The sequence below is a fragment of the Bradyrhizobium sp. USDA 241 genome, assembly GCF_049739505.1.
Lineage (GTDB): Bacteria > Pseudomonadota > Alphaproteobacteria > Rhizobiales > Xanthobacteraceae > Bradyrhizobium > Bradyrhizobium liaoningense.
Genome location: NZ_JBMGPZ010000005.1, coordinates 812,546 through 837,455, shown reverse-complemented (window position 1 = coordinate 837,455; position 24,910 = coordinate 812,546). Strand labels below are relative to the sequence as shown.

Genomic DNA, 24,910 nt, shown 5'->3' with positions numbered 1-24,910 from the left:
AAAATCGCCGGAACGCCGGAGGCATCCCTGATCACTGCTGTATTTGCCATTCCCGCCTCCTGTCTCGGTTTACGCCCTGGCTCGAGTCCTTGCTTGAAGGCGGCTCCCATTGAGCGGACCCGCCGCTCATAGAACGGCCACGATCGCGATCAGCAGCACGAGGAAGATCGGCACCAACAGCGGTGGCACCAGCCACTCACGAATATCGAATTTGACCTGATTGGACATCTGACCGCCTTCATTCGGATGGAGGCGGGAGCGTAGAGCTCTCAGTCACCGATAACAGCCACGTCGCGTGCGGTGATGCCAGCTGTGTAGCACCCCCCTCACCAACTAGCGAGGCCAATCTTGGCCGATGGTCGATTGCGATAGGGGTTGCTTCGAGTGACGTTGCGCCCACTGCAACAGGCAATGCTTTGCATTGGGGCCAACAGGCGACATGCAGTGGAACATTACTCGATGAACAGCAGCCCCCGCTTCTTGTCGCCATCGAACGTATTCAAGGCGTCGAACAGCCGCTTCCGTTCGACCAGCCACGGCTGAAAGTTGGAGTTGACATCGAGCACGAAAACGAGGTCCTCGGCTTCGAAATAACCTCCAATTGGCGAATGATGTCCGCTACCGGCACCGAAAATTCGAGCGCGATCGAAATTCACGATGTAGCGTCGGCCCGGATCGTTGGAGCGACGGAGATGCTCCAGAAACTGGCTCTCGCTGAGATCGCGCAAGACAGTGACCTTCCGGCTCGTGTTGGTCTGGGCGACTGCGGCCAGCTCATCGAGCGAGAGACCCATGATGCATATGCCTGTCCAGCAGCTCCATGTACCGGCCAGCACCTTGCCCTCCGTCCTAGCCGCCTCGCCAAGCGACCGGTAGGCATTCGCGACAGCTGCAGGTCCGCAGCGAGAGCCATTTGACTGCCAGTCAACGTGTCTCTGGAATGTGGCTGCCACGGGCAGGCGCCACGCCCGCTCCATAAGCTCCGGAGTTCGTATGACGGATGACGCTATGGCGTCTGACGGCACGTGGGATTGACCAACCACCAGGGCCCCGGCACAAACCAGAACCACGGCGATAATAATGCTGCCGATACCGACGTAGCGTCGCTTCATGGGTCGAACCTTGGCGGCAATGACGACACCATAGCCTGAAGCTAACCGGCGGGTGGCGATTCCATGCGGGCGTCTGTTGGGGGCTGCAACGAACGCATCCCCGACGGAGGCGCCCGGTTCTTCCGTGGGGCATGCAGGAAAATGACAGCCAATCGGACCCTTTTCCGCGTCATCTCCCGAGAGGTATCAGCGTCGAGATACCGATGCTAGATTTCCTGCTCCTACCCAATAGGAGGACCACATGCCCGATAGCGTCTACAAGGTCATTGAACTGGTCGGTACCAGCACAGACTCATGGGAGAAGGCAGCCGCCAATGCGGTCGAACGAGCTGCAAAATCTCTCCGAGATCTTCGAGTTGCAGAGGTCGTCAAGCTCGATATGCAGCTGGATGACAAGGGGAAGATCGAGGCCTATCGAGCCAAGCTCAACGTATCGTTCAAGTTCGAGGGCTCCTGAGCCTCGGCACCTCGCCCCCACTTGCGGGGCGAGGATGGCTCATTGGAAAGGGTGCGTTGCGCAGCGCCCAGCCGGACGATGTCGCCCGTACCGAAAGTTGCCCTGGTCCGACTGGGACGATATGCTTTGATGCAAGGGAGCGTGTGGCGCGTGGTGGCCCCATGTACATGGTCATTCGCAAGTACACCAGGGTTCGTTCGGTCGCGGACGCCGCTCGTCGCGCCAAGAGCGGCGTCGGTGAAATCCTGAGGCAATCGCAGGGATTCAGATCCTACCATGTGATGGACGCGGGCGACGGTGTCGGTATCGCCGTGATGATATTTGATGACCTCGAAAGCGCCAACGCAGCGAACGCCAAGATACTCGCGTTTGTTCAGGCGAGTCTGCATGACCTCGATCTTGGGGTTCCCGAAGTCACCACCGGCGAGGTCTTGGTGGACATAGAGCATAATGGGCTTCGGGTTTGAAATAGCCCCAAGCGTCACCGGATTGCGTACTGGGTGCGGCCGTTGCTTGCGCAATCGACCTGATGTCATCCTCGCGCCTGCAACGATCGCGCCCTGGATGCGCGCACCGCCCGGCGGGAATATTCGACAGCGCGTGCTTTTCGAGGAGCAGCAACGACATGAAGCAACACATCTCCGAAGCATTTTCCACCACAGCGAACGGCTGGACAGCACTCATGCTCATGGGCGTCGTGATGCCGCCCCGGGATCCCGATGAAGACGAGGAGGACGAGGAAGACGAAGACGCCGATGAGGAAGGTGATGCTGACGAACCGGCGGTCGTGCGCGAGCCCGACGAAGACTAGACTAGCCTGCGTCCCAGTCGGCGCTATAATGTCTCTCATGAGCTGGGATGCAAAAGACATAGCGCTCCTCAAGAGGCTCTGGTTCGCAGGACAGAGCGCGGCGCAGATTGCGCGCCGTCTCGGCTGCAGTCGCAACGCGGTCTGCGGCATGCTGACCCGTCTTGGCCTGAAGCGCGGCCACAAGTTGCCCACAGCACGGCCCAAGATAAGGCCGGCCCCGAAGCTGAGGCCGTCGTCGGCACCCTGCCCCCGTCCGGTCACACAGAAGGTGTCGTCGAGGAGAGCGGAGAGGCAGCAGCCCAAGGAATTCAGCAGGCAGCAGCTTTACGCCATTCTGGCTGAGGCGGTCAGAAACACCGGCTAAGCGACACACCACGAGCGTCCTTGCGCTCCGTCAGTGTCGTGGCCCAGTTCCGACTGCGCGGCCTGACTTATCCCCGCGGGTGAGCCCGTCAGTTCCCGCGGTCGGGTGCACAGGCCAAAACTTACGCTGCAAGCAAATGCATTTCGTCTTCAGGCGAACAGGAAGTCGTTTGCTGTGAGCGAACCTGCGAAGTTGTGCAGAGTCACTTGATCCGCTCCCGCGGTAACGAGGGTGTCAGTTCCAGATTGGGTGATGACAAGATCGTTGAACGAGTGCACGCCCGCCACATTGCTGAACTTGATCTGATCATGCTGGCTCTGGCTGAAGTCTCCGATGGTGTTCTCCGTCCCGACTGTCGCCGGGCCATCGTCTTTGAACACGAACAGATCTCGGCCGCCAGCAGCGTCGCCTAGCAATAGTCCGTCACCCCACATCTCATTGCTGACTGTCCCGCCGGGGGCTGCGGTTCCGGCGAACAAGATATCGTCGCCGCCTTCGGCGCAGCCGGACATGGATTCTGCATCACCGAAGAGAATGTTGCTCGTCGAGCCAGTGCCGGAGCTGCTGCCGCCGACAAGAGTATCGTCGCCGCCCTCGGCGCAGCCGGACATGGATTTCGCGTCACCGAAAAGAATGTTGCTCGTCGAGCCAGGGCCGGAGCTGTTGCCGCCTGCGAAGGCGTCGTTGCCGCCCTGAGCATGGCCGGCCATGTTGGCGCCCGCATCGCCATAGAAAGTGTGGGAGGAGAGGACGCCGCCGGTGAAGCTGTCGTTGCCACCCTGAGCATAGCCGGACATGCTGCCGCCCGCATCGCCATAGAAAATGTTGGATGAGGGAGCAGGGAGGTCGATGATGCCCGTGAAGATATCGTCGCCGCCCTGAGCATGGCCGGACATGTCGCCGCCCGCATCGCCATAGAACGTGTTGAAGGAGAAGCCGCCGCCCGTGAAGGTATCGTTGCCGCCCCGAGCGTGGTCCGACATGTTGCCGCCCGCATCGCCATAGGAAACGTTGGAGGTGAAAGCGCCGCCCGTGAAAGTGTCGTTGCCGCCCCAAGCATGGCCGGACATGCTGCCGCCCGCATCGCCGTAGAAAGTATTGATGCCGCCACCGCTGCCGCCCGTGAAGGTATCGTCGCCGCCCCGAGCATGGCCGGACATGTCGCCGCCCGCATCGCCATAGAAAGTGTTGGTCGCGGGGCCAACTCCGCTGAAAATGTCGTTGCCGCCCTTGCTGTGATCGGACATATCGTCGCCCGCGTCGCCGTAAGCGGTGTTGCTCGGGGAAGCGAACGTGAAGGTATCGTCGCCGCCGCGAGCAAAATCGAACATGCCGCCGGCCGCGTCACCGTAGAAAGTGTAGTGGAGGGCGCCCCCCGCAAACGAGGGGCCCGTAAAGGTGTCGTTGCCGCCCCTCGAAGAATCGAACATGCTGCCGCCAGCATCCCGATCAAAATCGTTCTGGTTGGGTCACCCTCGAGGACGTCATCGGTACCCCATTGATGATTGGTCAGGTCACCAGGGGTAAATGGAACGCGCTTAAACTTGAACATGGCAAGTTCCCCGCATTACCACCTCGGAACACGTATGATGCTCAAATCGGGGCGGAGTTATTGATGAAGGTCAACTCGCGGGGGCGCCACATCAGTTCAGCCGCCAGGCGAACACGGCCTGACTGATTGGAGCCAGGGGCTCCATCGCTCCCGTCATCGGAGGGCTCGGGCTGGCTCCGTGGCGTTTGGGCTCTCAAAAGAGATGAGCCTCCCTGCGAGCGCGACCATGGCCGAAACGAAGTCAGCGCACGAGTTGGCGTGAGCTCTTCCGGCTTGTGCCCGGGGCCGATGTCCGTGAGCACGGAGGTCCGGGCGCGAACGCCGATTGGACCGGCGTCATCTACGCGACGAGCTGTCTCGCCGCGGCCGAGATCATCACCAGCCCGCCCGTGATGACCGCAACGTCGAGGATCGCGGCGTGGATGTGCACCGGCATCCGTTCGACGACGGCCTTTGCGAGAAATGCGCCGGGGATTGCGATGCCGCCGATCAGAAGCGCGAAGGCGAGCACCTGCGCCGTCACGGCGCCGGCGAGGCCGAACACCGAGATCTTGATGAGGCCGGTGCCGAGCGAGATCATCGCATCGGTCGCGATCACGGCGGCGCCTTCGAGCCCCGTGGCCATCAACAGCGACAGCAGGATCACGCCGGAGCCCGAGGTGCCGCCGACCAGCACGCCGTAGCCGACGGAGCCGGCGGCAAGGCCGGTGTCGCCGATCCGCACGCTGCGCCGTCGCAGCACGCGGCGCAGCGGCACGCTCAGGATCAGCATGGTGCCGATCACGAGCGCCGCGCCCGCACTGGTCAGGCGCGTATAGCCGTAGGCGCCGAGCGCCGTCGTCAAGCCTGCGCAGGCGAGCACGATCAGTGCGCGGCGGCGGTCGGCGTAGCGCAGATAAGCGATGGCGCGGCTGAGATTGGTGAACATCGCGGAGATCGCGATGATCGGCACCACGGGCTCGGCGCCGACCAGCGGCACCAGCACCAGCGGCATCAGGGCGCCGGTGCCGTAGCCGGCGAGACCACCGATGATCGAAGCAAACAGCGCCATCGTTGCGACCAGCAGGAGCTGCGGAAGCGAGATGTGGGCGAAGCCTGAGACGATGGTCAATTTTTCTGATCGCGGCTGATTCGTGCCGCAGCCTGATCTGCGATGGAAGCGAGCACGGCCTCGTCTAGTGGAGAATCCGCGGCAAGGCAACCGCCGGCGAGGCACGCGGCAGGCGAGCTCGCCGCCGCGTCCGGCGTCATGCGGCGAACCGGCCCGCCCTGATGACGGGGGTGAACCGCGGGCGGCCCCTGGCGCCGCCTTTGGCCATCGTCACCGGCACCGAGGCGTCGGATCGAAAGGCGTCGCAGGCCGCTTCGTCCCGCCAGTCGATCAGGACAATGGCCCTGTCCGAGCCATCCGACGCGAACAGCACTTCGGCCCCGAGGCTCCCATGCGCCTCCCGCTTGCTCCGGCCGTCCGTTGCGAAGATGGAAAGAAAGCGCGCGAGATCCTCGATCTCGACTTCGGCAATGGTCGTGTACATCGCTTGTCCTCTCACAGCGGCGCGCGCGTCGTGCGAGACAGCGGCAGATTGAGGCTGAAGGACGAGATCGCCGGGTCGGTCACGCCGAAGGCGGCGAGCCGCGGCCGATGCTTGGCCACATAGGCAGCGGCAGCTTCCGGCGTCTCGAACAGATAGACGCCCCCCGAGCGGCCCGCGCTGCGGTTCTCGCCCCAGAGCTTCCAGATGAGCCCGGGCTGGGCCGCGATGTCGTCCGCAAGATCACGGCAGGCGATTTCAAGATCTTGACCCCACGGCCCATCAAACGCGAAGTCGAATTGCAGCAATGTCCTCATGTGGTACCTCTTGTTCGCAATGGCCCGATCGGGCTCACGCAGCGGTCTATGTCGCCGTCACGCTTGCGGGAATTCACCGTCTGGTAGGATCGATGCTGACTGGGAGTGTGAGATAGACCATGGATACGCTGAGCAGCATGCGTGTTTTCGTGCGGGTGGTTGAGCTCGGCGGCTTCAACGCGGCGGCCCGCGCCTGCGCGATGTCGGCCGCGATGGTGGCCAAGCATGTCGGTCATCTCGAGGAGCGCACCGGAGCCCGGCTTCTGGACAGAACCACCCGGTCGGTCCGGCCGACGCCGGAGGGGCAACTCTATCTCGACAAGGTGCTCGCGATCCTCGAAGCCGTCGACGAGGCGGAGGGCACCGTGGGGGCGGAGAACCGGGAGTCGCGTGGGACGCTCCGCGTGACGGCGCCGGTCGAGCTCGGCCAGGACCACCTGGCGCCGCTGCTCGTCGATTTCATGTCGCGGCATCCCGGCATTGCCGTCGTCGCCGACCTGACGAACCGCCCGGTCGATCTCGTGCAGGAAGGCTTCGACATGGCGATCCGGGTCGCACCGTCGCTCGACACCGCGCTGATAGGACGCAAGCTCGCGACGACCCACTTTCGCGTGGTGGCAAGCGCGGACTTCCTGGCCCGACACGGCGTTCCCCACACGCCCGAGATGCTCTCTACCTTGCCCGCGCTGACCTTCTCGCAGCCCGCACCTCGTCTCGATTGGTCCTGGCGCCAGCGTGAGATGCACGGCAAGGTCAGGATGACTGCCCGGCTCGCCTCGACCAGCGCCGATACGTTGCGCAAGGCGGCGGTGGCGGGGCTTGGCGTCTCGTGGCTTCCGTCATTTGTCTGCGGCAAGGACATCGCGGCGGGCCTGCTGGTCCCGATCCTCGAGGACTGCGACTGGGGCAGCCTCGGCGTGCATGTCCTCTACCCGCATCGGCGTTTCGTGCCGAGCCGGCTCCGCCTCTTCATCGACTTTCTTGCAGAGAGCCTCGGTAACGATCCCTCGGGGGACCCGTGGGCGCCCCGGTCGGAAGACCGCCGCGTTATGCGTGCGGGAAGGCGATCGGCCTAGCCCGTCTTATTCGCGAGAGGGCGCCTGAGAGGCTGGCGAGCGTGGTGTAAAGCGCTGATGCGGCGTAGGATTCGGTTGCGAAGCCACCCCATCACCTTCAACCGCGAACGCCACGCCCGCCATGACCGATGATACGATTTCAGACCACTATCGAGAAGCAAGAATTCAACACAAATAAAACCTCTGCCTCGCGCTCGATCTCTTCATGCTTGATAGTCTCGTTTCGGAGGCTGAGCACCTACCGCGTCTAATAGGCCGCTCGCGCCGGTTTCTTTGGACGCGGCACGACCGCGACTCCACGTTTCGGCACAGAAATGATCGGGAGTCACTCAATCTTTCTTCAACTTAACCCGTCTTATTCGTAAGAGTGCGCCTGAGGGGTAAAGCGCTGATGCGGCGTAGGATTCGGTTGCGAAGCCAACCCCATCACCTCCAACCGCGAACGCCACGCCCGCCATGACCGACGATACGATTCCGCCCTTCTCGTTTCCAGCCGTTCACGCCAAGAAAGTCACAGCTGCCTTCGATGGTGGGCGCCTAACCTCGAACGGGGGCGTGATGCTTCTGGCGATGGCCGAGCGGCGTCTCGGTTTGGCCAACAATCTGGCCCGGGTGTTCCCGGATCGGCGCGATCCGACGCGGGTCGTGCACAGCCTGGTCGATATGTTCCGCGCTCGCATGTTCGCGATCTGCTGCGGCTACGAGGACGCCGACGACCTCGATCATCTGAGGTCCGATCCGGCATTCAAACTGGCCTGCGGTCGCCTACCGGACACGGGCCGGGATTTGTGTTCCCAGCCGACGCTGTCGCGGCTGGAGAATGCTCCGCGCCTGCGCGACGTGATCCGGCTGACCTACACTTTGGTCGACGCATGGATGGATAGCTACCCGCGCGAGCCGGCATCCGTCACGCTCGACATCGATGATACCTGCGACGTCGTCCACGGCCATCAGCAGCTCTCGCTGTTCAACGCTCATTATGACGAACGCTGCTTCCTGCCGATCCACGTCTACGACACGGAGAAGAGCCGGCCCGTGGCGGTCGTGCTGAGGCCCGGCAAGACGCCGGGCGGCGTCGAGGTGCGTGCCCATCTGCGCCGCCTGGTACGGCATATCCGGACGCGATGGCACAACACGCAAATTACGTTCCGTGGCGACGGGCACTATGCCCGGCCGGAGGCAATGGCGTGGTGCGAGACCAACGGCATCGACTACATCTTCGGTCTGTCCGGCACCAAGCCTCTCGCCAGAAAAGTCGACGAGGTCGCCGACGACATCCGCACGCGACGCGCCATCGAGAACCTGCCGGTTCTGCGTGGCTATACCGAGACGCGCCACAAGGCAAAGTCCTGGGATCGCGAACGGCGCACCGTCGCCCGTATTGAGGCGACGATGCTCGGCCTCGACATCCGTTTCGTCGTCACCAGCCTCGATGTCGGCTCGGCCGAGTGGATCTACGACAGCCTGTATTGCGCGCGCGGCCAAGCCGAGAATCTGATCAAGCTGCATAAGACGCAGCTCGCCTCCGATCGCACCAGCTGCCGTTCGGCGCTCGCCAACCAGGTCCGTCTCGTGCTCCATACGGCCGCTTATTGGCTGATGCTGACCGTGCGCGACGCCATTCCCAAAGCCCGGGAATTGGCCGCTGCCGAGTTCGCGACGCTGCGTCTTCGGCTCTTGAAAATCGCCGCCCGTGTCGTCGAGACCACGAGCCGCATTCGCCTTGCGTTTGCCGCGGCATGTCCCGAAGCCGACCTGATCTGCGGCTTGCCCGGCGCGCTGCTGCCGCTCGGTCCTTGACCGGCGGGGCGTCCGCCCCCGTTCGCCCAACCCATCCCTCAAGCGCGTTGCAAAGTACCGGTCGTCAGGCGGCGAAAAGCCGAAGGCAATCCTGTGCGCCTCGTCAGACAAGATGTGCGGCCGCATCAATCGGGCCCAAAAGCCGCACTCTCACGAATAGGACGGGCTAGCTGACCATGCGGCTGGCGTTGGCAAAGCTCCCGGAGACCGCGATGACCGCCACCGTGGGCTCGACACCGAAGCTTACGGCTTCTCATCGCGGCGGATTCGCGCCACAGCTTGATCGGCGATGGCAGCGAGCGCGACTTGCTCCAGTGGAAAATCCGCCGCGAGCCAGGCGTCCTCGGCGAGCGTCAACACATGTCCGAGCGCGGGTCCTTCGGCCAGACCGCGTGCGATGAAGTCGGCGGCCTTCAGCGGAAATTTCGGTGCGGCCCAGCGCTGCGGCAGCTCGGCGAGCGCCCGCCAGCGCGACGAGGTGACGTCGCCGCCGTTCCTCGCCCAGCCCAGCAATACGCGATCGTGATAGCGCTCGGCACCGAGCCGGTAGAGCAGCCGCCGTGCATCGGCTTCGTCCTTGGTGGCCAGACGCCACCACCGGTGCCCCATCGAATCCAGCGCCTTGGTTTCGGCGTTGGAGAGCCGCAAGCGCGCGGCGACGCGCTTGGCGTCTTCGGTGACGGCGACCGACAGCGCGGCCAGGCGTCGCGTGCTGCTTGCGGTGAGGGCGAGCTCGCGCTCGATCGCGATCATCGTCGCCAGGGGGCCCGTATAGACGACGCCGCCGATCAGCGCCTGCAGCAATCCGCCCTCGGCCATGGCCAGCACGGCCGCGGCTGCACCGCCGGCCACCAGCAATTTCAGCATCTCCATGCGCACCCGCTCGGCCGAGAGGCTGGCCAGGCCCGCGCGCCCGCGGATGCAGGCGAGATAGCCGTCGCGATCGGGCTCGCCGGCACCAAAAGCGGCGTGGATGCGGAAGAAACGCAGGATGCGCAAATAATCCTCGGCGATGCGCTGGTCGGGATCGCCGATGAAGCGCACGCGGCGGGCCCTCGCATCGGCGATGCCGCCGACATAGTCGTACACGACACCATCAGCATCGACCGACAAGCCGTTCATGGTGAAGTCGCGCCGCTCGGCATCCTTCACCCAGTCGCGGCCGAACGCGACCCTGGCCTTGCGGCCGAAGGTCTCGGTGTCCTCGCGCAGCGTGGTGACTTCATAGGGATGTCCGTCGATCACCAGCGTAATGGTGCCGTGGTCGATGCCGGTCGGCACGCTCTTGATGCCAGCAGCCTTGGCGCGCCGTATCACCTCGTCCGGCAGCGCCGTGGTCGCGATGTCGATGTCGCCGGGCTGAAGGCCGAGCAGCGCGTTGCGCACGGCGCCGCCGACAACCCGCGCCTCCTCGCCATCGCTGCCGAGCAGCTCCAGGACGCGCGCGGTCCCGCCTGCGGTCAGCCAGGACGCATGGGCGAGTAACGGCTCGACGATCATCGATCGGCCCTTATTTTTCCACGCCCGGCACGAGCTTGCCGTCCTCGACATGGGCGGGAACGTAGGTCGAGTCCGGCGGCGCGCCGGAGTACTGGGCAAGGCCGATCAGCCCGGCGATGACCAGCGCGAGCGCGACCAAAGTGAGGCGCGCGACGATCGTGACCGGCCAGGAGGATCGCGCGAACAGGCCGGACCGCGTTGCGGCCAGAAACAACGCATAGACGGCAAAGGGGATGAGGAAGATTCCGATCTCGGTCAGAACCGTCCGGATCATGATGAATAGATCCGCTCATACAGCACACGCAACATTCCGGCCGTCGCACCCCAGATGTAGCGTTCCGCGAACGGCATCGCGTAATAGGACCGCCCCATGCCGCGGAATTCCTTGCTGTGCACCTGGTGGTTCACCGGATCCATCAGGAAGGATAGCGGCACCTCGAACGCATCATCAACCTCGGAATGGTTGATGGTGAGCGAAAATCCGGGCCTGACCCGCGCGACCGTCGGCAGGATGCGGAAGCCGAAGGCGGTGCCGTAGAGATCGAGATAGCCGAGCGGCTCGACGAAGTCTCTGGACAGCCCGACCTCCTCCTCGGCCTCGCGCAGCGCCGCATCCAGCGGCGAGGAATCGGTCGCATCGATCTTGCCGCCGGGAAACGCGATCTGACCGGCATGGTCGTTGAGATGGGCCGATCGCTGCGTCAGCAGGATGGTGGGCTCGGGATGGTCGACCACCGCGATCAGGACCGCCGCCGGCCGCACCGGCTGCTCGCGCGCGATGATCTCGAGCATCTTGTCGGTGCCGGGATCGCCCGAGGCCGGGATGATGTTCGGATCATACAGGCCCGGCGGCACGTCGAAGCCGAGCTTCGCCCGCGAACGGGCGAAGAAATCCTCAGCTCCCATCGCGACGGGCTCGTTCGTCAGGATAGGCTTGTTCAGACTCAAAGCGCGGCCCTCACCTGCTCCGCATCGGCCATGGCGAAGAATTCGCCGGCCGACTCGACGCCGAACATCGGCTGGCCATCGACCATCCGCTCCTCGCCCATGTCAACCAGATCGTAATAGAGCGCCCTTGTGACCTTGGCCCAGAGATCGGCGCGGACGTGCAAGTATGGCGTCAGCCCGCCATCCGGCGCCTGCTCGAAACGCAGCCGGTGCGCGGCATCGCAGGTGACCCAGTCATCGACATTGGTGCGGAAGCGCAGCACGCGATGATCACCCTCGCCGTCCTTCTGCATCTCGACCGCCATGAACGGCGCATCATCGACGCGGATGCCGACCTTCTCCACGGGCGTGACCAGGAAATGCTTGTCGCCCTCGCGCTTGAGGATGGTCGAAAACAGGCGGACCAGGGCAGGCCGCCCGATTGGCGTTCCCAAGTAGAACCAAGTACCATCGGATGCGATTCGGATGTCGAGATCGCCGCAAAACGGCGGATTCCACAGATGCACCGGAGGCAGCCCCTTTTTGGCGCCTTTGGCATTGGCAGCGCTCTTGGCGGCCGCAGTCAGCCCCTCGAGACCGCGATCGGCGCTCTGCCCTTGGTTCGCCATTGTTTGCCCTGACTTTGTGATTGGCACGATTGGTGCAGGTCTACGTTGTTGGCGGGTGTGCGGTTCCATCCGGAATAGTCCGGTGTGGAGGTCGCCACTTCGTGATGCCGTACATACCCCGAAGCCGATAAGGTGGGGATAGGTTAATTCAACGAATACATGGCCTTCCTGCAAGTCTAGCATAGGGCCCATGACGTGACGTGATGACCCGACGTGACGTGCTGACGTGACGATGCGAGCAAGCCGCGTGGCAGGCTGAAGGAGCGAGCGAATGGCGGAGAGTGTCGAGAAACTCGAGGACGGGATCGTCCGTTCGGCCGAGCAGGTGTCGAGCCAGATTCGCGCCGCAAAGGAAGCGATCGCCTCCGTCATCTTCGGCCAGGATCGCGTGATCGAGAACACGCTGGTCACCATTCTCTCCGGCGGCCATGCGCTCCTGATCGGCGTGCCGGGCCTCGCCAAGACCAAGCTGGTGGAGACGCTCGGCGTCACGCTCGGTCTCGACGCCAAGCGCATCCAGTTCACCCCCGATTTGATGCCGTCCGACATTCTCGGCGCCGAGGTGCTGGACGAGAGCACCGCGGGCAAGCGCGCCTTCCGCTTCATCGCCGGTCCCGTGTTCGCGCAGCTCCTGATGGCCGACGAGATCAACCGCGCCAGCCCGCGCACCCAGTCGGCGCTCTTGCAGGCGATGCAGGAGCAGCACATCACTGTTGCCGGCGCGCGGCACGATCTGCCCAAGCCGTTCCACGTGCTCGCGACCCAAAACCCGCTGGAGCAGGAAGGCACCTATCCGCTGCCCGAAGCCCAGCTCGACCGCTTCCTGATGGAGATCGACGTCGACTATCCCGATCGCGATGCGGAACGCCGCATCCTGTTCGAGACCACCGGCGCGGAGGAGACGCTCGCCAGGGGCTCGATGACCGCGGATGCGCTGATCACCGCGCAGCGCCTGATCCGGCGCCTGCCGGTCGGCGATTCCGTCGTGGAGGCGATCCTGTCGCTGGTGCGCTCGGCCCGCCCGGGTCCGGACGCCGGTGAAGCCGGCAAGTTCATCGCCTGGGGACCCGGCCCGCGCGCCAGCCAATCGCTGATGCTGGCCGTACGCGCACGTGCGCTCATCGACGGGCGCCTCGCGCCCTCGGTCGACGACGTGCTCGACCTCGCCGAACCCGTGCTGAAGCACCGCATGGCGCTGACGTTCCAGGCGCGCGCCGAAGGCCGCACGATTCCGGACGTGATCCGGCAGTTGAAGACACGGATCGGTTGATGGCAGCTGAGAGCGGGCACGCAGCGAAGGAGACACTGGCGATCCGACGTGCCGATGGCGAAAGTCGCACGCTCGCCGCTTCGCTGCCGCGTCTGGTGCTCGAGGCCCGCCGCATCGCCGCCAACGTCATCCACGGCCTGCATGGCAGGCGCCGCGCCGGCGCCGGTGAAAATTTCTGGCAGTACCGCCGCTTCGTCTCCGGCGAGCCGGCGCAGAATGTCGACTGGCGCCGCTCGGCGCGTGACGACCATCTCTATGTCCGCGAGCTGGAATGGGAAGCCTCGCACACGGTCTGGATCTGGCCCGACCGCTCGCCCTCGATGGCGTTCGCCTCGAAGACCGCGCGCGAATCCAAGCTCGAGCGGACGCTGATCGTCGCCTTCGCGCTGGCCGAGCTGCTCGTCTCCGGCGGCGAGCGCGTCGGCATTCCCGGGCTGATGGCGCCAACCGCAAGCCGCAGCGTGATCGACAAGATGGCGCAGGCGATGCTGCATGACGATGCCGACCGCCTCAGCCTGCCGCCCTCCTTCGTGCCCGCGGCGCTGGCCGAGACGATCGTGCTGTCGGATTTCTGGTCGCCCATCGCGGAGATCAAGACGACGCTGGCGGGGCTCTCCGGCTCCGGCGCGCATGGCACGCTGGTGCAGGTCGTCGATCCCGCCGAGGAAAGCTTCCCCTATTCCGGCCGCGTCGAGTTCGTCGAGCCCGAAGGCTTTGGCGTGATCACCGCCGGCCGCGCCGAGAGTTGGGCACAGGACTATACCGCGCGGCTCGCGCTACATCGCGATCAGATCCGCGCCGAGACCAACAAGCTGGACTGGCTGTTCACGACGCATGCGACCGACCGCTCGGCCGCCGAGCTGCTGCTGTTCCTGCATGCCGGCATGCAGGTGAGCAAGTCGGGCGCCCGCACCACGACGATCAAGGCGGAGCCGGCCGCATGATGGGATTGCCGCTCGCCTTCACGCAACCGCTGCTCCTGATCGGCCTCGTCAGCCTGCCCGTGCTGTGGTGGCTGCTCCGCGTGATGCCGCCGCGGCCGCGCCGCATCGAATTTCCGCCGACGCGCCTACTGTTCGACATCGCCCCCAGGGAGGAGACGCCCTCGCGGACGCCGTGGTGGCTGACGGCGCTCCGCCTGCTCGCCGCCGCGCTGGTGATCTTCGCCGCCGCCGGCCCGATCTGGAATCCGCAAACAGGCGCCGCCGGCAGCAGGGCGCCGCTGATGATCATGTTCGACGACGGCTGGAGCGCCGCATCGCACTGGGACGTCAGGATCAGGACCGCCGACGAGCTGATCGCCAATGCCGACAACGACAGCCGCGCGATCGCGCTGGTGCCGCTGTCGGAGCCGAACCGCGACATCACCCTGATGCCGGCGGGTGCGGCGCGCGTCGCGCTGCGGCAACTCGCGCCGAAGCCCTATTCGATCGACCGCGTCGAGACGCTAGCCGCGGTCGACCGTTTCCTCAAAGTCACCGGCGACTGCGAGATCGCCTGGCTCTCCGACGGCGTCGACACCGGCCGCGGCGAGGACTTCGTGCAGGGCCTCGGCAAGACCATCGGCGATCGCAGCCTGACCGTGTTCGAAGGCGGCACCTCCTCGCCGCTGGCGCTGGTCGCGGCCGAGAACGCTGCGGCGAAGATGACGGTGAAGGTGCTGCGCACCGACAGCGGCATCGCGGTCGGCACCGTGCGCGCGCTCGACCAGAAGGCCTCGCCGATCGGAGAAGCGCGCTATTCGTTCGGCCCGCAGGACAAGGAGACCGAAGCCGCGTTCGATCTGCCGGTCGAGCTGCGCAACGACATTACCCGGCTCGAAATATCCGGCGAGCGCTCCGCCGGCGCGGTGCAGCTGCTCGACAAGCGCTGGCGCCGCCGCGCCATCGGCATCGTCTCGGGCTCGACCAGCGAGACCGCGCAGCCGCTGCTGGCGCCGACCTTCTATCTCACCCGCGCGCTGGCGCCGTTCGCCGACGTCCGGCTCGCCGACAAGGGCTCGCCGCAGCAGGGCATCACACAATTTTTGGACCAGAAGCTGCCGATGATCATCCTCGCCGATGTCGGCACCATCTCCCCTGAACTCCGCGAGCGCCTCAATGCCTGGGTCGACCAGGGCGGCGTGCTGGTGCGGTTCGCTGGTCCCCGGCTGGCACAGGCCGAGGACGACCTCGTGCCGGTCAAGCTGCGCAAGGGTGGTCGGACGCTCGGCGGCAGCCTGACCTGGGAGAAGCCGCAGCATCTGGCCTCGTTCGCGGCCGACGGCCCGTTTGCCGGCGTGGTGGTCCCCAAGGACGTCACCGTAAGTCGCCAGGTGCTGGCCGAGCCCGACGCCGTGCTCGCCACCAAGAGCTGGGCCTCGCTGGAAGACGGCACGCCGCTGGTGACCGGCGAGCATCGCGGCAAGGGCCTCGTCAGCCTGTTCCACGTCAGCGCCGACATGCGCTGGTCGGACCTGCCGATGTCGGGCACCTTCGTCGAAATGCTGCGGCGGGTGGTCGACATGTCCGGCTACACGGCCAAGCCCGGCGCGGGCGTTGCCAGCGAGGCGACCGCCGAGACGGTGGCGCCGCTGCACATCCTCGACGGTTTCGGCGCGTTCGGCCCGCCGCCGGCGACCGCAAAACCGCTGCCTGCCGATTATCGCGATCGGGCCACACCCGATCATCCGCCGGGCTTCTATGGTCCGGCAGAAGGACCGCTTGCCGTGAACACGCTTGCTGCCGCCGACCGCATCGCGGCCCTGAACACCGCTGGCCTGCGCGCCCGGCACGCCACCTACACCAATGCCGAACCGCGGGACTTGCGCGGCTGGCTGCTGTCCACCGCGCTCGCGCTGTTCCTGATCGACGCCATCATCGTCGCGGTGCTCGGCGGCGGGATTGCCGCGCTGCTGCGCCGCCGCGCCGCGCCCGCAATGATCGTGTTCGCCCTGGTGCTCGCAGGCCTGATGTCGTTTGCGCCGACGCCGGCGCGCGCCGACAGTGCCGCGGACGAGTTCGCGATGAAGGCGGTGTCGCAGACACGACTCGCCTATGTCGTGACGGGCAATGCCGACGTCGATTCCATCGTCAAAGCGGGGATGAACGGGCTGACGCTGTTCCTGGCCCAGCGCACCGCGCTCGAGGCCGGCGATCCCGTCGGCATCGATCCCGCGCGCGACGAGCTCGCCTTCTTCCCGCTGATCTACTGGCCGATCGTGCCGGGCGCGCCGAAGCCGCCGCAGGACGCCATCAACAAGATCGACGCCTACATGAAGCAGGGCGGCACCGTGCTGTTCGACACCCGCGACGCGATCGAGGCACCGCCCGGCGCGAACGGGGCGTCGCAGACCCCGGGCATGCAGACGCTGCGCGAGATACTCTCCTCGCTCGACGTGCCCGAGCTCGAGCCCGTGCCGCGCGAGCACGTGCTGACAAAGACCTTCTATCTGCTGCGCGATTTCCCCGGCCGCTTCACCGCCGGCCAGACCTGGGTCGAGACACTACCGCGCGAGGAGGACGAGGACAGCGCGCAGCGGCCGGCGCGCGGCGGCGACGGCGTCTCGCCGATCATCATCACATCGAACGATCTCGCCGGCGCCTGGGCGGTGCGGCCCGACGGGCAGGCCATGCTGCCGGTGGCCGGCGGCGACGCCCGCCAGCGCGAATTCGCCTACCGCGCCGGCGCCAACATCGTGATGTATACGCTGACCGGCAACTACAAGGCCGACCAGGTGCACGCTCCGGCGCTGATCGAACGGCTGGGGCAATGATGCGGGAATTGAAACTCAATACTCTCCAAAAGAGAGCCGTCATGGCCGGGCTTGTCCCGGCCATCCACGCCTTGCCACGGGGCGCGAAGAACGTGGATGCCCGGGACAAGCCCGGGCATGACGATGCCGAGAGAGTGACGCCATGAATTACGGCATCGCATTCACGCCGCTTGTTCCCGCGATCGTGCTGTGGCTCGCGCTCGCCGCGATCGTCGTCATTGCGCTGGTGCTGCTGCTTGCACGCGCGCGCGGCGCCGCGGTGCGCGTGGCCGCGCTGGCGCTGGTCCTGCTGGCGCTCGCCAATCCCTCCTTCACCCGCGAGGACCGCGACCCCCTCACCTCGGTGGCGGCCGTCGTCGTCGACAAGAGCCCGAGCCAGAATTTCGGCAACCGCAACCGTGAGGCCGCCCAGGCGCAGGAAGCGCTGGTCGACAGCCTGAAGAAGATCAAGGGCCTCGAAGTCCGCCCCGTCGAGGCCGGACAGGCCGACGGCGAGACCGACGGCACCAAGCTGTTCGGCGCCCTCGCCTCGGCCTTGGCGGACGTGCCGGTCGACCGCGTCGCCGGCGCGTTCCTGATCACCGACGGCCGCGTCCACGACATCCCGGCGAACGCCGCCGCGCTCGGTTTCCAGGCGCCGGTGCACGCGCTGGTCACGGGGCAGAAGGACGAGCGCGACCGCCGCATCGCGATCACGGCGGCACCGCGCTTCGGCATCGTCGGGCAGAGCCAGACCATCAACTATCGCCTCGACGACCAGGGTGTCTCCGGCGAGCGCGCCAAGGTCACGATCCGCCGCGACGGCGAGGTCATCAACGAGCGCACGCTGGGAAGCGGCCAGAGCGCAAGCGTCGACGTCGACATCAAGCACGCCGGTCCGAACATCGTCGAGATCGAGGCCTCGCCGCTCGAACGCGAACTGACGCCGGTGAACAACCGCGCCGTCGTCGCCATCGACGGCGTGCGCGACAAGCTGCGGGTGCTCCTGGTCTCGGGCGAGCCGCATTCGGGCGAGCGCACCTGGCGCAATCTGCTCAAGTCCGACGCCAGCGTCGATCTCGTCCACTTCACCATCCTGCGCCCACCGGAGAAGCAGGACGGCACGCCGATCAACGAATTGTCGCTGATCGCGTTTCCGACGCGCGAGCTGTTCCAGCAGAAGATCAACGAATTCCAGCTGATCATCTTCGACCGCTACGCCCGCCAGGGCGTGCTGCCGATCGCCTATTTCGACAACATCGCGCGCTATGTCCGCTCGGGCGGCGCGGTGCTGGTCTCGGCCGGGCCCGACTACGCCTCCAACACCAGCATCTGGCGCACGCCACTGGATTCGGTGCTGCCGGCCGAGCCGGTCGGCGTGACGGAAAAGCCGTTCTATGCGCATCTGTCCGACATCGGCAAACGCCATCCGGTCACGCGTGGCCTCGAGGGCTCCGCCAGCGAACCGCCGCGCTGGAGCCGGTTCTTCCGCACCGTCGATACCCGCAATGCGGTGAACCCGCCTGTCATGACCGGCGTCGACGGCAAGCCGCTTCTGTTCCTGTCGCGCTTCGGCGAGGGCCGCGTCGCGCTGCTGCTCTCCGACCACATCTGGCTGTGGGCGCGCGGCTATGAGGGCGGCGGGCCGCATCTCGATCTGCTCAGGCGGATGTCGCACTGGCTGATGAAGCAGCCTGATCTGGACGAGGAAGCGCTGCGGCTCCAGGTGCAGGGCAAGGACCTCGTCGTGGTGCGCCAGACCATGGCAGACAGCGTCCAGCCGGTGAGCGTCACTTCGCCATCGGGCGTGTCGCACGACTTGACGCTGGCGGCTGCCGATCCCGGCGAGTGGCGCGCCAGCCTGCCGGCGAACGAGCTCGGCCTGTGGCAGGCCACCGACGGCACGCTGAAGGCGCTGATCAATGTCGGCCCGACCAATCCGAAGGAGTTTTCGGAAGTCACCTCCACGGTCGATACGCTGAAGCCGCTGACGCAGGCAACGGGCGGCAACGCCGTGCGCGTGGCCAGTGGCTCCAGCGTCGAGCTGCCGCGCATCCTGCCGGTGCGCTCAGCGAGCGTCTTCAACGGCGACGGCTGGATGGGCGTGCGGATGCGCGACGCCAGCGTGGTGAAGGGCGTCGGCGTGCTGCCGATCTTCTCCGGCCTGATCGGCCTGTTGCTGCTGCTGGGTGCCTTCGCCGCGACCTGGGTCCGCGAGGGGCGCTGAACGCTGCTGACGAAAGCTCTCTGAATCCGCCCGCCGTCGGATGACAGACACATGTGCGCGCGGGCGACATGATCATCTGCGCGGGCCAACTTCGTGCGCTTCGCTGCCGGTCATCCCGGCTTGCGAAATTCCGGGAACTCTTTAGAATTTTCGCGCCGGTGTCATACGGACCGAATGTTGAGGCCTACGGGGCAAGTGTCGTGGCCACTCAGCAGTCCCTGTCGCTGGATTTTACGAATGGGAATTGAGATGTTGACCGTAGAGGAGATCGTTCGTGTCAGGTCTTCCTTCGACAGGGTGTTCGCGAACGCGACCGACATGACGACGACGTTCTACGATCGGGTGTTCGAACTTGCGCCGGAAATCCGCCCGATGTTTCCGGCCGACATGACCAATCTCAAGCATGATTTCATCTCGAAGCTCGCGGTGTTGGTTGGCAGCCTCGATGAGACGACTGGCCTGTTGTCGGGTGCCGACATCCTCGGCCGCAATCACCTGCGCTATGGCGTGAGACCTGAGCACTACCCGGTCGTCGCCGAAGCTTTGATCTGGAGCTTTGCGCGCGGTCTTGGCGCGCATTGGACCGATGAGGTGGAGCAGGCCTGGCGGAAGGTTTACGGCATCATTGCTCAGCGTATGATCGCAACCGACAGCAGTCCGCCGCCGTCGCTATCCTCACCGATCACAAGCCCTCCACGGCGCGCGTAACTGTCGCTAGTTGCATGGACGACACATCGTGTGACTGGGAGCTATGGCGGAATCTGGGTGATGACGGTGTGAGGAAGGCGGCGTATCGAGGCGGGTGACGAGCCTGCCAGAACCTCTCGAGGAGAGCGATACGCCATGACCGAGACTACCAATGTTCTTGCTTTCCGTCAGCCGTCCGCGGTTGATGATCCACTGACCGATATCGTTCGTGCCGGCGCGCGGGACCTGCTTGCCAGGGCGATCGAGATCGAGGTTGGCGCGTTTCTGGCCAGCACGGCCAATCTGACGCTGCCCGACGGTCGAGCGCGCCTGGTCCGACATGGGCACGGTCCGGTGCGCGAGATTGCGACCGGCATCGGTCCGGTGGAGGTCGCTCGTCCCAAGGTCCGCGACCGCGGAGCGAGCGGGCCAGGCGACCGCCTCCGCTTCAGTTCGGCAATCCTGCCGCTATGGGCGCGGCGGACGAAGAGCCTGGATGCCTTGATCCCGGTCCTCTATTTGCGCGGCATCTCGACCGGCGACTTCCAGGAGGCGCTCTCGGCGCTGCTCGGCAAGGATGCGCCGAACCTGTCGCCTTCGGTGATCGCCGGCCTGAAGGCCGATTGGCAGGTCGAGTACGAACGCTGGCAGAGACGCGATCTGTCGGCGCGTCGCTATGTCTACATCTGGGCCGATGGCGTGTACCTGCAGGCCCGCATGGAAGATCACAGCGAATGCATGCTGGTGCTGATTGGCACCACGCCGGAAGGCAAGAAGGAGCTGATCGGCTTCCAGGTCGGCGTGCGCGAGAGCGCGCAGAGCTGGCGCGAACTCCTGATCGACCTGCGGCAACGCGGGTTACGGATTGCCCCGCAACTCGCCATCGGCGACGGCGCCCTCGGCTTCTGGAAGGCACTGGACGAGGCCTTTCCCGGCACGCGGCACCAACGATGCTGGTGCCATAAAGTGAGCAACGTACTCGACAAGGTCGCCAAATCCGTGCAGGGCCCCATGAAGAACGACCTGCGGAACATCTATCTGGCCCCACACCGGGCCGAAGCTGAAACCGCGATCGACGTCTTCGTCGAGAAATACCACGTCAAATACGGACGTGCGGTGGAGTGCCTGATCAAGGATCGCCATGCGCTGCTCGCCTTCTTCGACTTCCCTGCTGAGCACTGGATCCACCTACGCAGCTCGAACCCGATCGAGAGCGTCTTCGCCACGGTGCGCCACCGAACGGTGCGGACCAAGGGATCGCTGTCGCAACAAACTGCGAAGCTGATGGTGTTCAAGCTCATCGACGCCGCATCGAAGACCTGGCGGCGATTGAAGAGCACGAACCAGTTGCCGAAAGTCATCGCCGGTGTAAAGTTCATCGACGGAATCGAAGTCATTCCGAACACTGAAAGCCACGCCGCCTGATCAGGCCGCGTCACCCAAAATCAGCCATAGCTCGTGACTGGCTCGCCTGCGCAGATCGGCGGCGGTTGACATCTGCCATCCGGTCGGGCGATGTTACACTATAACATCGCGGCGTCATGGGGATTGACGCCCCGATGTAGGGGTGGCGTTTCCAGATGAAGTGGTTCCGGTCGAATACCAGGCACGGCGCCCGGCTCGCGTTGTTCGCGATGCTGGTGCAGGTCGCGCTGACGTTCGGCCACAGCCACTGGTTCGCGCAGGCGGCGCCCCTCGCCCAATCCTCGTTGCAGCAGACCGACAACACCAAGGGCGCTGCTGCGATCGACCACGCCGTGGTCCAGAAGCAATCGCCTTCAGGTCCTGACCGCGAGCATCCGGGCGACGATAGTTGCGCGATCTGCGCCGTCATTGCGATGGCCGGTGCCGTCGTATCCGCAACGCCCCCCGTGCTGCTGCTGCCGCAGGCGATCGAGCTGCTCCGACGCACCACGGATGCCGAATTCATCCACCTGAGATCTGCCGGCACGGCATTCCAACCCCGCGCCCCTCCCGCGTCCTGACTTCCAACGCTTGATCACGCCCGGCCTCGCCGCTTTCAGGCGAATGCCCGGGACAAGTTGAAGTCGAATTCCGTCGCGCCGCGACGGCAGGCCGCCTCCGATCAGCAGACCATCATCCGGACGGCGCCTGACTGGAATCAGGACAATGTCATTCAAATCGCGACGCGCGCAACGACTTGGCGGAGCAAGCCTGCTCCTGCTCGGCGCTGCCGCCACGCCCGCCTTCGCTCAAGAGCCGGCCCAAGACAAATCATCGACGGAAATCCCCGCCGTCACCGTGACGGCGCCGAGCCCGATCGTGCGCAGGGCGGTGGTGCCGTCCCGCAACGCCGGCCGCGGCACGCGGACCGCGCGGGTGCGCAGCCGCGAGCAAACGGCTGAAGCAACGCCTGCAGCCCAAGCGCCCGCAGCGCCCCAGCAGGGCGTGCTGCCCATCGTGACCAACCAGTTCGCCACCGTCACCGTGGTGCCGAACGAGGAGATCCGCCGCGAGGGCGGCGGCCAGCTCGGCGATCTCCTGTTCTCCAAGCCCGGCATCACCGGATCGAGCTTCGCGCCCGGCGGATCCAGCCGGCCTATCATCAGAGGTCTCGACGTCAACCGCGTCGGCATCCTCGAGAACGGCACCAATGCCGGCGGCGCCTCCGACCTCGGCGAGGATCATTTCGTCCCGATCGATCCGCTCGCGACCAACCAAGTCGAAGTGGTGCGCGGGCCGGCGGCACTGCGTTACGGCTCGACCTCGATCGGCGGTGTGGTCAGCGCCACCAACAACCGAATTCCGGATGCGCTGCCCTCCTGCGCGCCATCGTTCCAAAGCTACGGCCTGCCGACCAAGGCGCCGCTCGCGAGCGCTGCGACGTCGCCTTGCGTCACCGCCGAGACACGCACCGCCTTCAGCTCGGTCGACCGCGGCGTCGAGAGCGGCGTGCTGCTCGATACCGGCGGCGGCAATTTTGCCTTTCACGCCGACGCCTATGGCCGCACCACCTCGGACTATTACATCCCGAGCTATCCCTACCTGACCGACCAGTCGCGTCCCGTGAACGGCCGCCAGCCCAACTCGGCGACGCGCTCGGACGGCGCCTCGATCGGCGGCTCCTACTTCTTCCAGGGCGGCTATATCGGCGCGTCGATCACGCAGAACGACTCGCTCTACCATATCCCCGGCATCGACGGCGCCGACCACAACACGCGGATCGACGCGCACCAGACCAAGATCAACGTCAAGGGCGAGTACCGCCCCGACGCGGCCGCGATCGACACGATCCGCTTCTGGGCCGGCGCGACCGACTACCGGCACAACGAGATCGGCCTTGCCGATCCCGCCGACCTCAACACCGACGGCATCAGGCAGACCTTCACCAACAAGGAGCAGGAGATCCGCACCGAGGTGCAGCTGATGCCGTTCAACGCCCGTTTCGCCGAGGTGACGACGGCGCTGGGCTTCCAGGTCGGCCATCAGGAACTGAGCGCGCCGAGCCCGGACAATCCCGGCACGCTGTTCAACGGCCTGTGGGACCCGAACAACAGCACGCGCGTTGCCGGTTACGCCTTCAACGAGTTCAAGTTCACGGAGGCGACGCGAGCGCAGATCGCCGGGCGCATCGAGCACGTCGAACTGCACGGCACGACGCCGGACTTCCCGGCGGACTACCTGCCCGACGGCACGCCGCAGACGCCGATCGCGCGCAATCCGTCCTTCACGCCGAAGAGCGGCAGCATCGGCCTGTTGCAGGACCTGCCGGGCGGCATGGTCGGCAGCATCACCGCGCAATATGTCGAGCGCGCGCCGAAGGCGGCCGAGCTGTTCTCCCGCGGCGGTCACGACGCGACGGCGACGTTCGACATCGGCAACCCGAACCTCACCATCGAGACCGCAAAATCGGTCGAGCTCGGGGTGCGCAGGGCGACGGGACCGTTCCGCTTCGAGGCGACCGTCTACTACACGCATTTCGACAATTTCATCTATCGCCGCCTCACCGGGGTCATGTGCGACGACGACTTCGCCTCCTGCGGTGCGCCCGATGGCGAACTGAATCAGGCGGTCTACTCGCAGCGGAACGCGAACTTCCGCGGCGGCGAATTCCAGTCGCAGCTCGACGTCGGCGCCCTTCCGGGGCGGCATCTGGGGCATCGAGAACCAGTTCGACTTCGTCCGCGCCACCTTCAGCGACGGCACCAACGTGCCGCGGATTCCGCCCATGCGCGTGGGCGGCGGCGTGTTCTGGCGCGACGACAACTGGCTGATGCGGATCAACCTGTTGCATGCCTTCGCGCAAGACAACGTGGCCGAGATCGCGGAAACGCCGACGGCGGGCTACAATCTGTTGAAGGCCGAGGTCAGCTACAAGACCAAGCTCAATCCGAATCCGTTCGGCGCGCGCGAGATGCTGGTCGGCCTCCTCGGCAACAACCTGCTCAACGAGAACATCCGCAACTCGGTGTCCTACACCAAGGACGAGGTGCTGCTGCCCGGCATCGGCGTACGCGCGTTCGCGAACTTCAAGTTCTAAAGCGCGATGAGATTTGGATGAATCGTCATCGCGCCTTAGGTCCTTGTTTGAGCATGATCTTTTCGGAAAACCGCTTCGCACTTTTCCGGATCATGCTCTAGCGCTTATACGCCATGAATTGTGCGGGAGGGCCTATCCCTCCCGCGTGAGCGGAATACAGAAACTCGATCATGCTCTAGTTGGCAACGAAGTGCGCGTGGCGAAGGCTCTTGTGATGGCCGTCGGCCGGCGGCTTTCCTGCAATCAACGCAATGCCAACGGCCAAGCCGATCGTTGCCGCCAGCAGTCTGACCAGAGAAGGACGCATTCCATCCTCGACATTGCGGCGCCAACATCGTGGCGCCGACATCGTCGGCGCGAACTTGGGTTCTGCTTTGCCAAACTAAGCAGCGAAACTATGACGGAAAGGGAAACT

At 65.3% G+C, this 24,910-nt stretch carries 22 protein-coding genes and 1 pseudogene; 14 read left to right on the top strand and 9 right to left on the bottom strand.

Features of this window, described 5'->3' with window-relative positions; all coding sequences use genetic code 11:
* Positions 1–452: 452 nt before the first annotated feature.
* The gene (locus tag ABIF91_RS25835; protein WP_035675899.1) at positions 453–1,112 is read right to left on the bottom strand and encodes a phytochelatin synthase family protein; all 660 of its coding nucleotides are present in this window, start codon (positions 1,110–1,112) and stop codon (positions 453–455) included.
* A gap of 241 nt (positions 1,113–1,353) precedes the next feature.
* On the opposite strand from ABIF91_RS25835, the gene ABIF91_RS25830 reads away from it, so the two are divergent.
* The 4 genes from ABIF91_RS25830 to ABIF91_RS25815 all read left to right on the top strand — a co-directional run bounded on the left by ABIF91_RS25830 (position 1,354) and on the right by ABIF91_RS25815 (position 2,744).
* Positions 1,354–1,569 (top strand): dodecin family protein, encoded by a 216-nt coding sequence (locus ABIF91_RS25830; RefSeq protein ID WP_028182326.1) that lies wholly within the window; start codon positions 1,354–1,356, stop codon positions 1,567–1,569.
* A 161-nt stretch (positions 1,570–1,730) separates the two neighbouring features.
* Positions 1,731–2,036, top strand: a complete 306-nt coding sequence (locus ABIF91_RS25825) for a hypothetical protein (protein ID WP_035675901.1) — start codon at positions 1,731–1,733, stop codon at positions 2,034–2,036.
* Between the two features lie 158 nt (positions 2,037–2,194).
* The gene (locus tag ABIF91_RS25820) at positions 2,195–2,380 is read left to right on the top strand and encodes a hypothetical protein (protein WP_028182328.1); all 186 of its coding nucleotides are present in this window, start codon (positions 2,195–2,197) and stop codon (positions 2,378–2,380) included.
* The gene (locus tag ABIF91_RS25815; RefSeq protein ID WP_347336798.1) at positions 2,325–2,744 is read left to right on the top strand and encodes a GcrA family cell cycle regulator; all 420 of its coding nucleotides are present in this window, start codon (positions 2,325–2,327) and stop codon (positions 2,742–2,744) included. Before ABIF91_RS25820 ends, ABIF91_RS25815 begins: the two co-directional genes overlap by 56 nt.
* Before the next feature lie 149 nt (positions 2,745–2,893).
* Here ABIF91_RS25815 and ABIF91_RS25810 read toward each other — a convergent pair whose 3' ends face one another.
* From ABIF91_RS25810 to ABIF91_RS25795, 4 genes are all read right to left on the bottom strand, one after another.
* Complete coding sequence (locus tag ABIF91_RS25810) at positions 2,894–4,174, bottom strand: hypothetical protein (RefSeq protein WP_424579466.1); 1,281 nt, start codon at positions 4,172–4,174, stop codon at positions 2,894–2,896.
* 462 nt (positions 4,175–4,636) lie between these two features.
* Complete coding sequence (locus ABIF91_RS25805) at positions 4,637–5,407, bottom strand: sulfite exporter TauE/SafE family protein (protein WP_028182227.1); 771 nt, start codon at positions 5,405–5,407, stop codon at positions 4,637–4,639.
* A gap of 136 nt (positions 5,408–5,543) precedes the next feature.
* The gene (locus ABIF91_RS25800) at positions 5,544–5,831 is read right to left on the bottom strand and encodes an antibiotic biosynthesis monooxygenase (protein ID WP_028182228.1); all 288 of its coding nucleotides are present in this window, start codon (positions 5,829–5,831) and stop codon (positions 5,544–5,546) included.
* A gap of 11 nt (positions 5,832–5,842) precedes the next feature.
* The gene (locus ABIF91_RS25795; RefSeq protein ID WP_028182229.1) at positions 5,843–6,145 is read right to left on the bottom strand and encodes a monooxygenase; all 303 of its coding nucleotides are present in this window, start codon (positions 6,143–6,145) and stop codon (positions 5,843–5,845) included.
* A gap of 119 nt (positions 6,146–6,264) precedes the next feature.
* On the opposite strand from ABIF91_RS25795, the gene ABIF91_RS25790 reads away from it, so the two are divergent.
* Together ABIF91_RS25790 and ABIF91_RS25785 are read left to right on the top strand one after the other, a co-directional pair.
* Entirely contained in the window at positions 6,265–7,221 is a 957-nt protein-coding gene (locus tag ABIF91_RS25790) for a LysR family transcriptional regulator (RefSeq protein WP_050995174.1), read from the top strand.
* Positions 7,222–7,677: 456 nt separating this feature from the next.
* The gene (locus ABIF91_RS25785) at positions 7,678–9,021 is read left to right on the top strand and encodes an IS1380-like element ISBdi2 family transposase (RefSeq protein WP_208086440.1); all 1,344 of its coding nucleotides are present in this window, start codon (positions 7,678–7,680) and stop codon (positions 9,019–9,021) included.
* Between the two features lie 243 nt (positions 9,022–9,264).
* On the opposite strand, the gene ABIF91_RS25780 is transcribed toward ABIF91_RS25785, so the two are convergent.
* The 4 genes from ABIF91_RS25780 to ABIF91_RS25765 are packed head-to-tail and all read right to left on the bottom strand — an operon-like array spanning position 9,265 to position 12,077.
* A complete protein-coding gene (locus ABIF91_RS25780) occupies positions 9,265–10,521 on the bottom strand; it encodes a CCA tRNA nucleotidyltransferase (RefSeq protein ID WP_028181305.1) in 1,257 nt (418 codons plus the stop codon).
* A 10-nt stretch (positions 10,522–10,531) separates the two neighbouring features.
* Entirely contained in the window at positions 10,532–10,795 is a 264-nt protein-coding gene (locus ABIF91_RS25775; RefSeq protein WP_028181304.1) for a DUF6111 family protein, read from the bottom strand.
* Positions 10,792–11,427: a CoA pyrophosphatase gene (locus ABIF91_RS25770; RefSeq protein ID WP_424579465.1), complete on the bottom strand. Its 636-nt coding sequence runs from the start codon at positions 11,425–11,427 to the stop codon at positions 10,792–10,794. Before ABIF91_RS25770 ends, ABIF91_RS25775 begins: the two co-directional genes overlap by 4 nt.
* A 38-nt stretch (positions 11,428–11,465) precedes the next feature.
* Positions 11,466–12,077, bottom strand: coding sequence for a DUF1285 domain-containing protein (locus ABIF91_RS25765; protein WP_028181302.1), 612 nt, complete (start codon positions 12,075–12,077; stop codon positions 11,466–11,468).
* Between the two features lie 271 nt (positions 12,078–12,348).
* Between ABIF91_RS25765 and ABIF91_RS25760 the strand changes: the two genes are divergently transcribed.
* From ABIF91_RS25760 to ABIF91_RS25725, 8 genes and pseudogenes are all read left to right on the top strand, one after another.
* Positions 12,349–13,347, top strand: coding sequence for an AAA family ATPase (locus tag ABIF91_RS25760; protein ID WP_028181301.1), 999 nt, complete (start codon positions 12,349–12,351; stop codon positions 13,345–13,347).
* On the top strand, positions 13,347–14,291 hold the full coding sequence (locus ABIF91_RS25755; protein WP_028181300.1) for a DUF58 domain-containing protein: 945 nt from the start codon (positions 13,347–13,349) through the stop codon (positions 14,289–14,291). Before ABIF91_RS25760 ends, ABIF91_RS25755 begins: the two co-directional genes overlap by 1 nt.
* Positions 14,288–17,101, top strand: a complete 2,814-nt coding sequence (locus tag ABIF91_RS25750; protein ID WP_028181299.1) for a DUF4159 domain-containing protein — start codon at positions 14,288–14,290, stop codon at positions 17,099–17,101. Before ABIF91_RS25755 ends, ABIF91_RS25750 begins: the two co-directional genes overlap by 4 nt.
* Before the next feature lie 142 nt (positions 17,102–17,243).
* Positions 17,244–19,307 carry a hypothetical protein gene (locus ABIF91_RS25745; RefSeq protein ID WP_284281232.1) on the top strand — a complete coding sequence of 688 codons (2,064 nt, stop codon included), beginning with the start codon at positions 17,244–17,246 and terminating at the stop codon, positions 19,305–19,307.
* A 318-nt stretch (positions 19,308–19,625) separates the two neighbouring features.
* Positions 19,626–20,015 (top strand): globin domain-containing protein, encoded by a 390-nt coding sequence (locus tag ABIF91_RS25740; protein WP_424579464.1) that lies wholly within the window; start codon positions 19,626–19,628, stop codon positions 20,013–20,015.
* A gap of 135 nt (positions 20,016–20,150) precedes the next feature.
* Positions 20,151–21,419 carry an IS256 family transposase gene (locus ABIF91_RS25735; protein ID WP_038952271.1) on the top strand — a complete coding sequence of 423 codons (1,269 nt, stop codon included), beginning with the start codon at positions 20,151–20,153 and terminating at the stop codon, positions 21,417–21,419.
* Positions 21,420–21,574: 155 nt separating this feature from the next.
* Positions 21,575–21,979, top strand: coding sequence for a DUF2946 domain-containing protein (locus tag ABIF91_RS25730; RefSeq protein ID WP_028182301.1), 405 nt, complete (start codon positions 21,575–21,577; stop codon positions 21,977–21,979).
* Between the two features lie 145 nt (positions 21,980–22,124).
* Positions 22,125–24,495, top strand: a pseudogene (locus ABIF91_RS25725) (TonB-dependent receptor).
* The last annotated feature ends 415 nt before the right edge of the window (positions 24,496–24,910 follow it).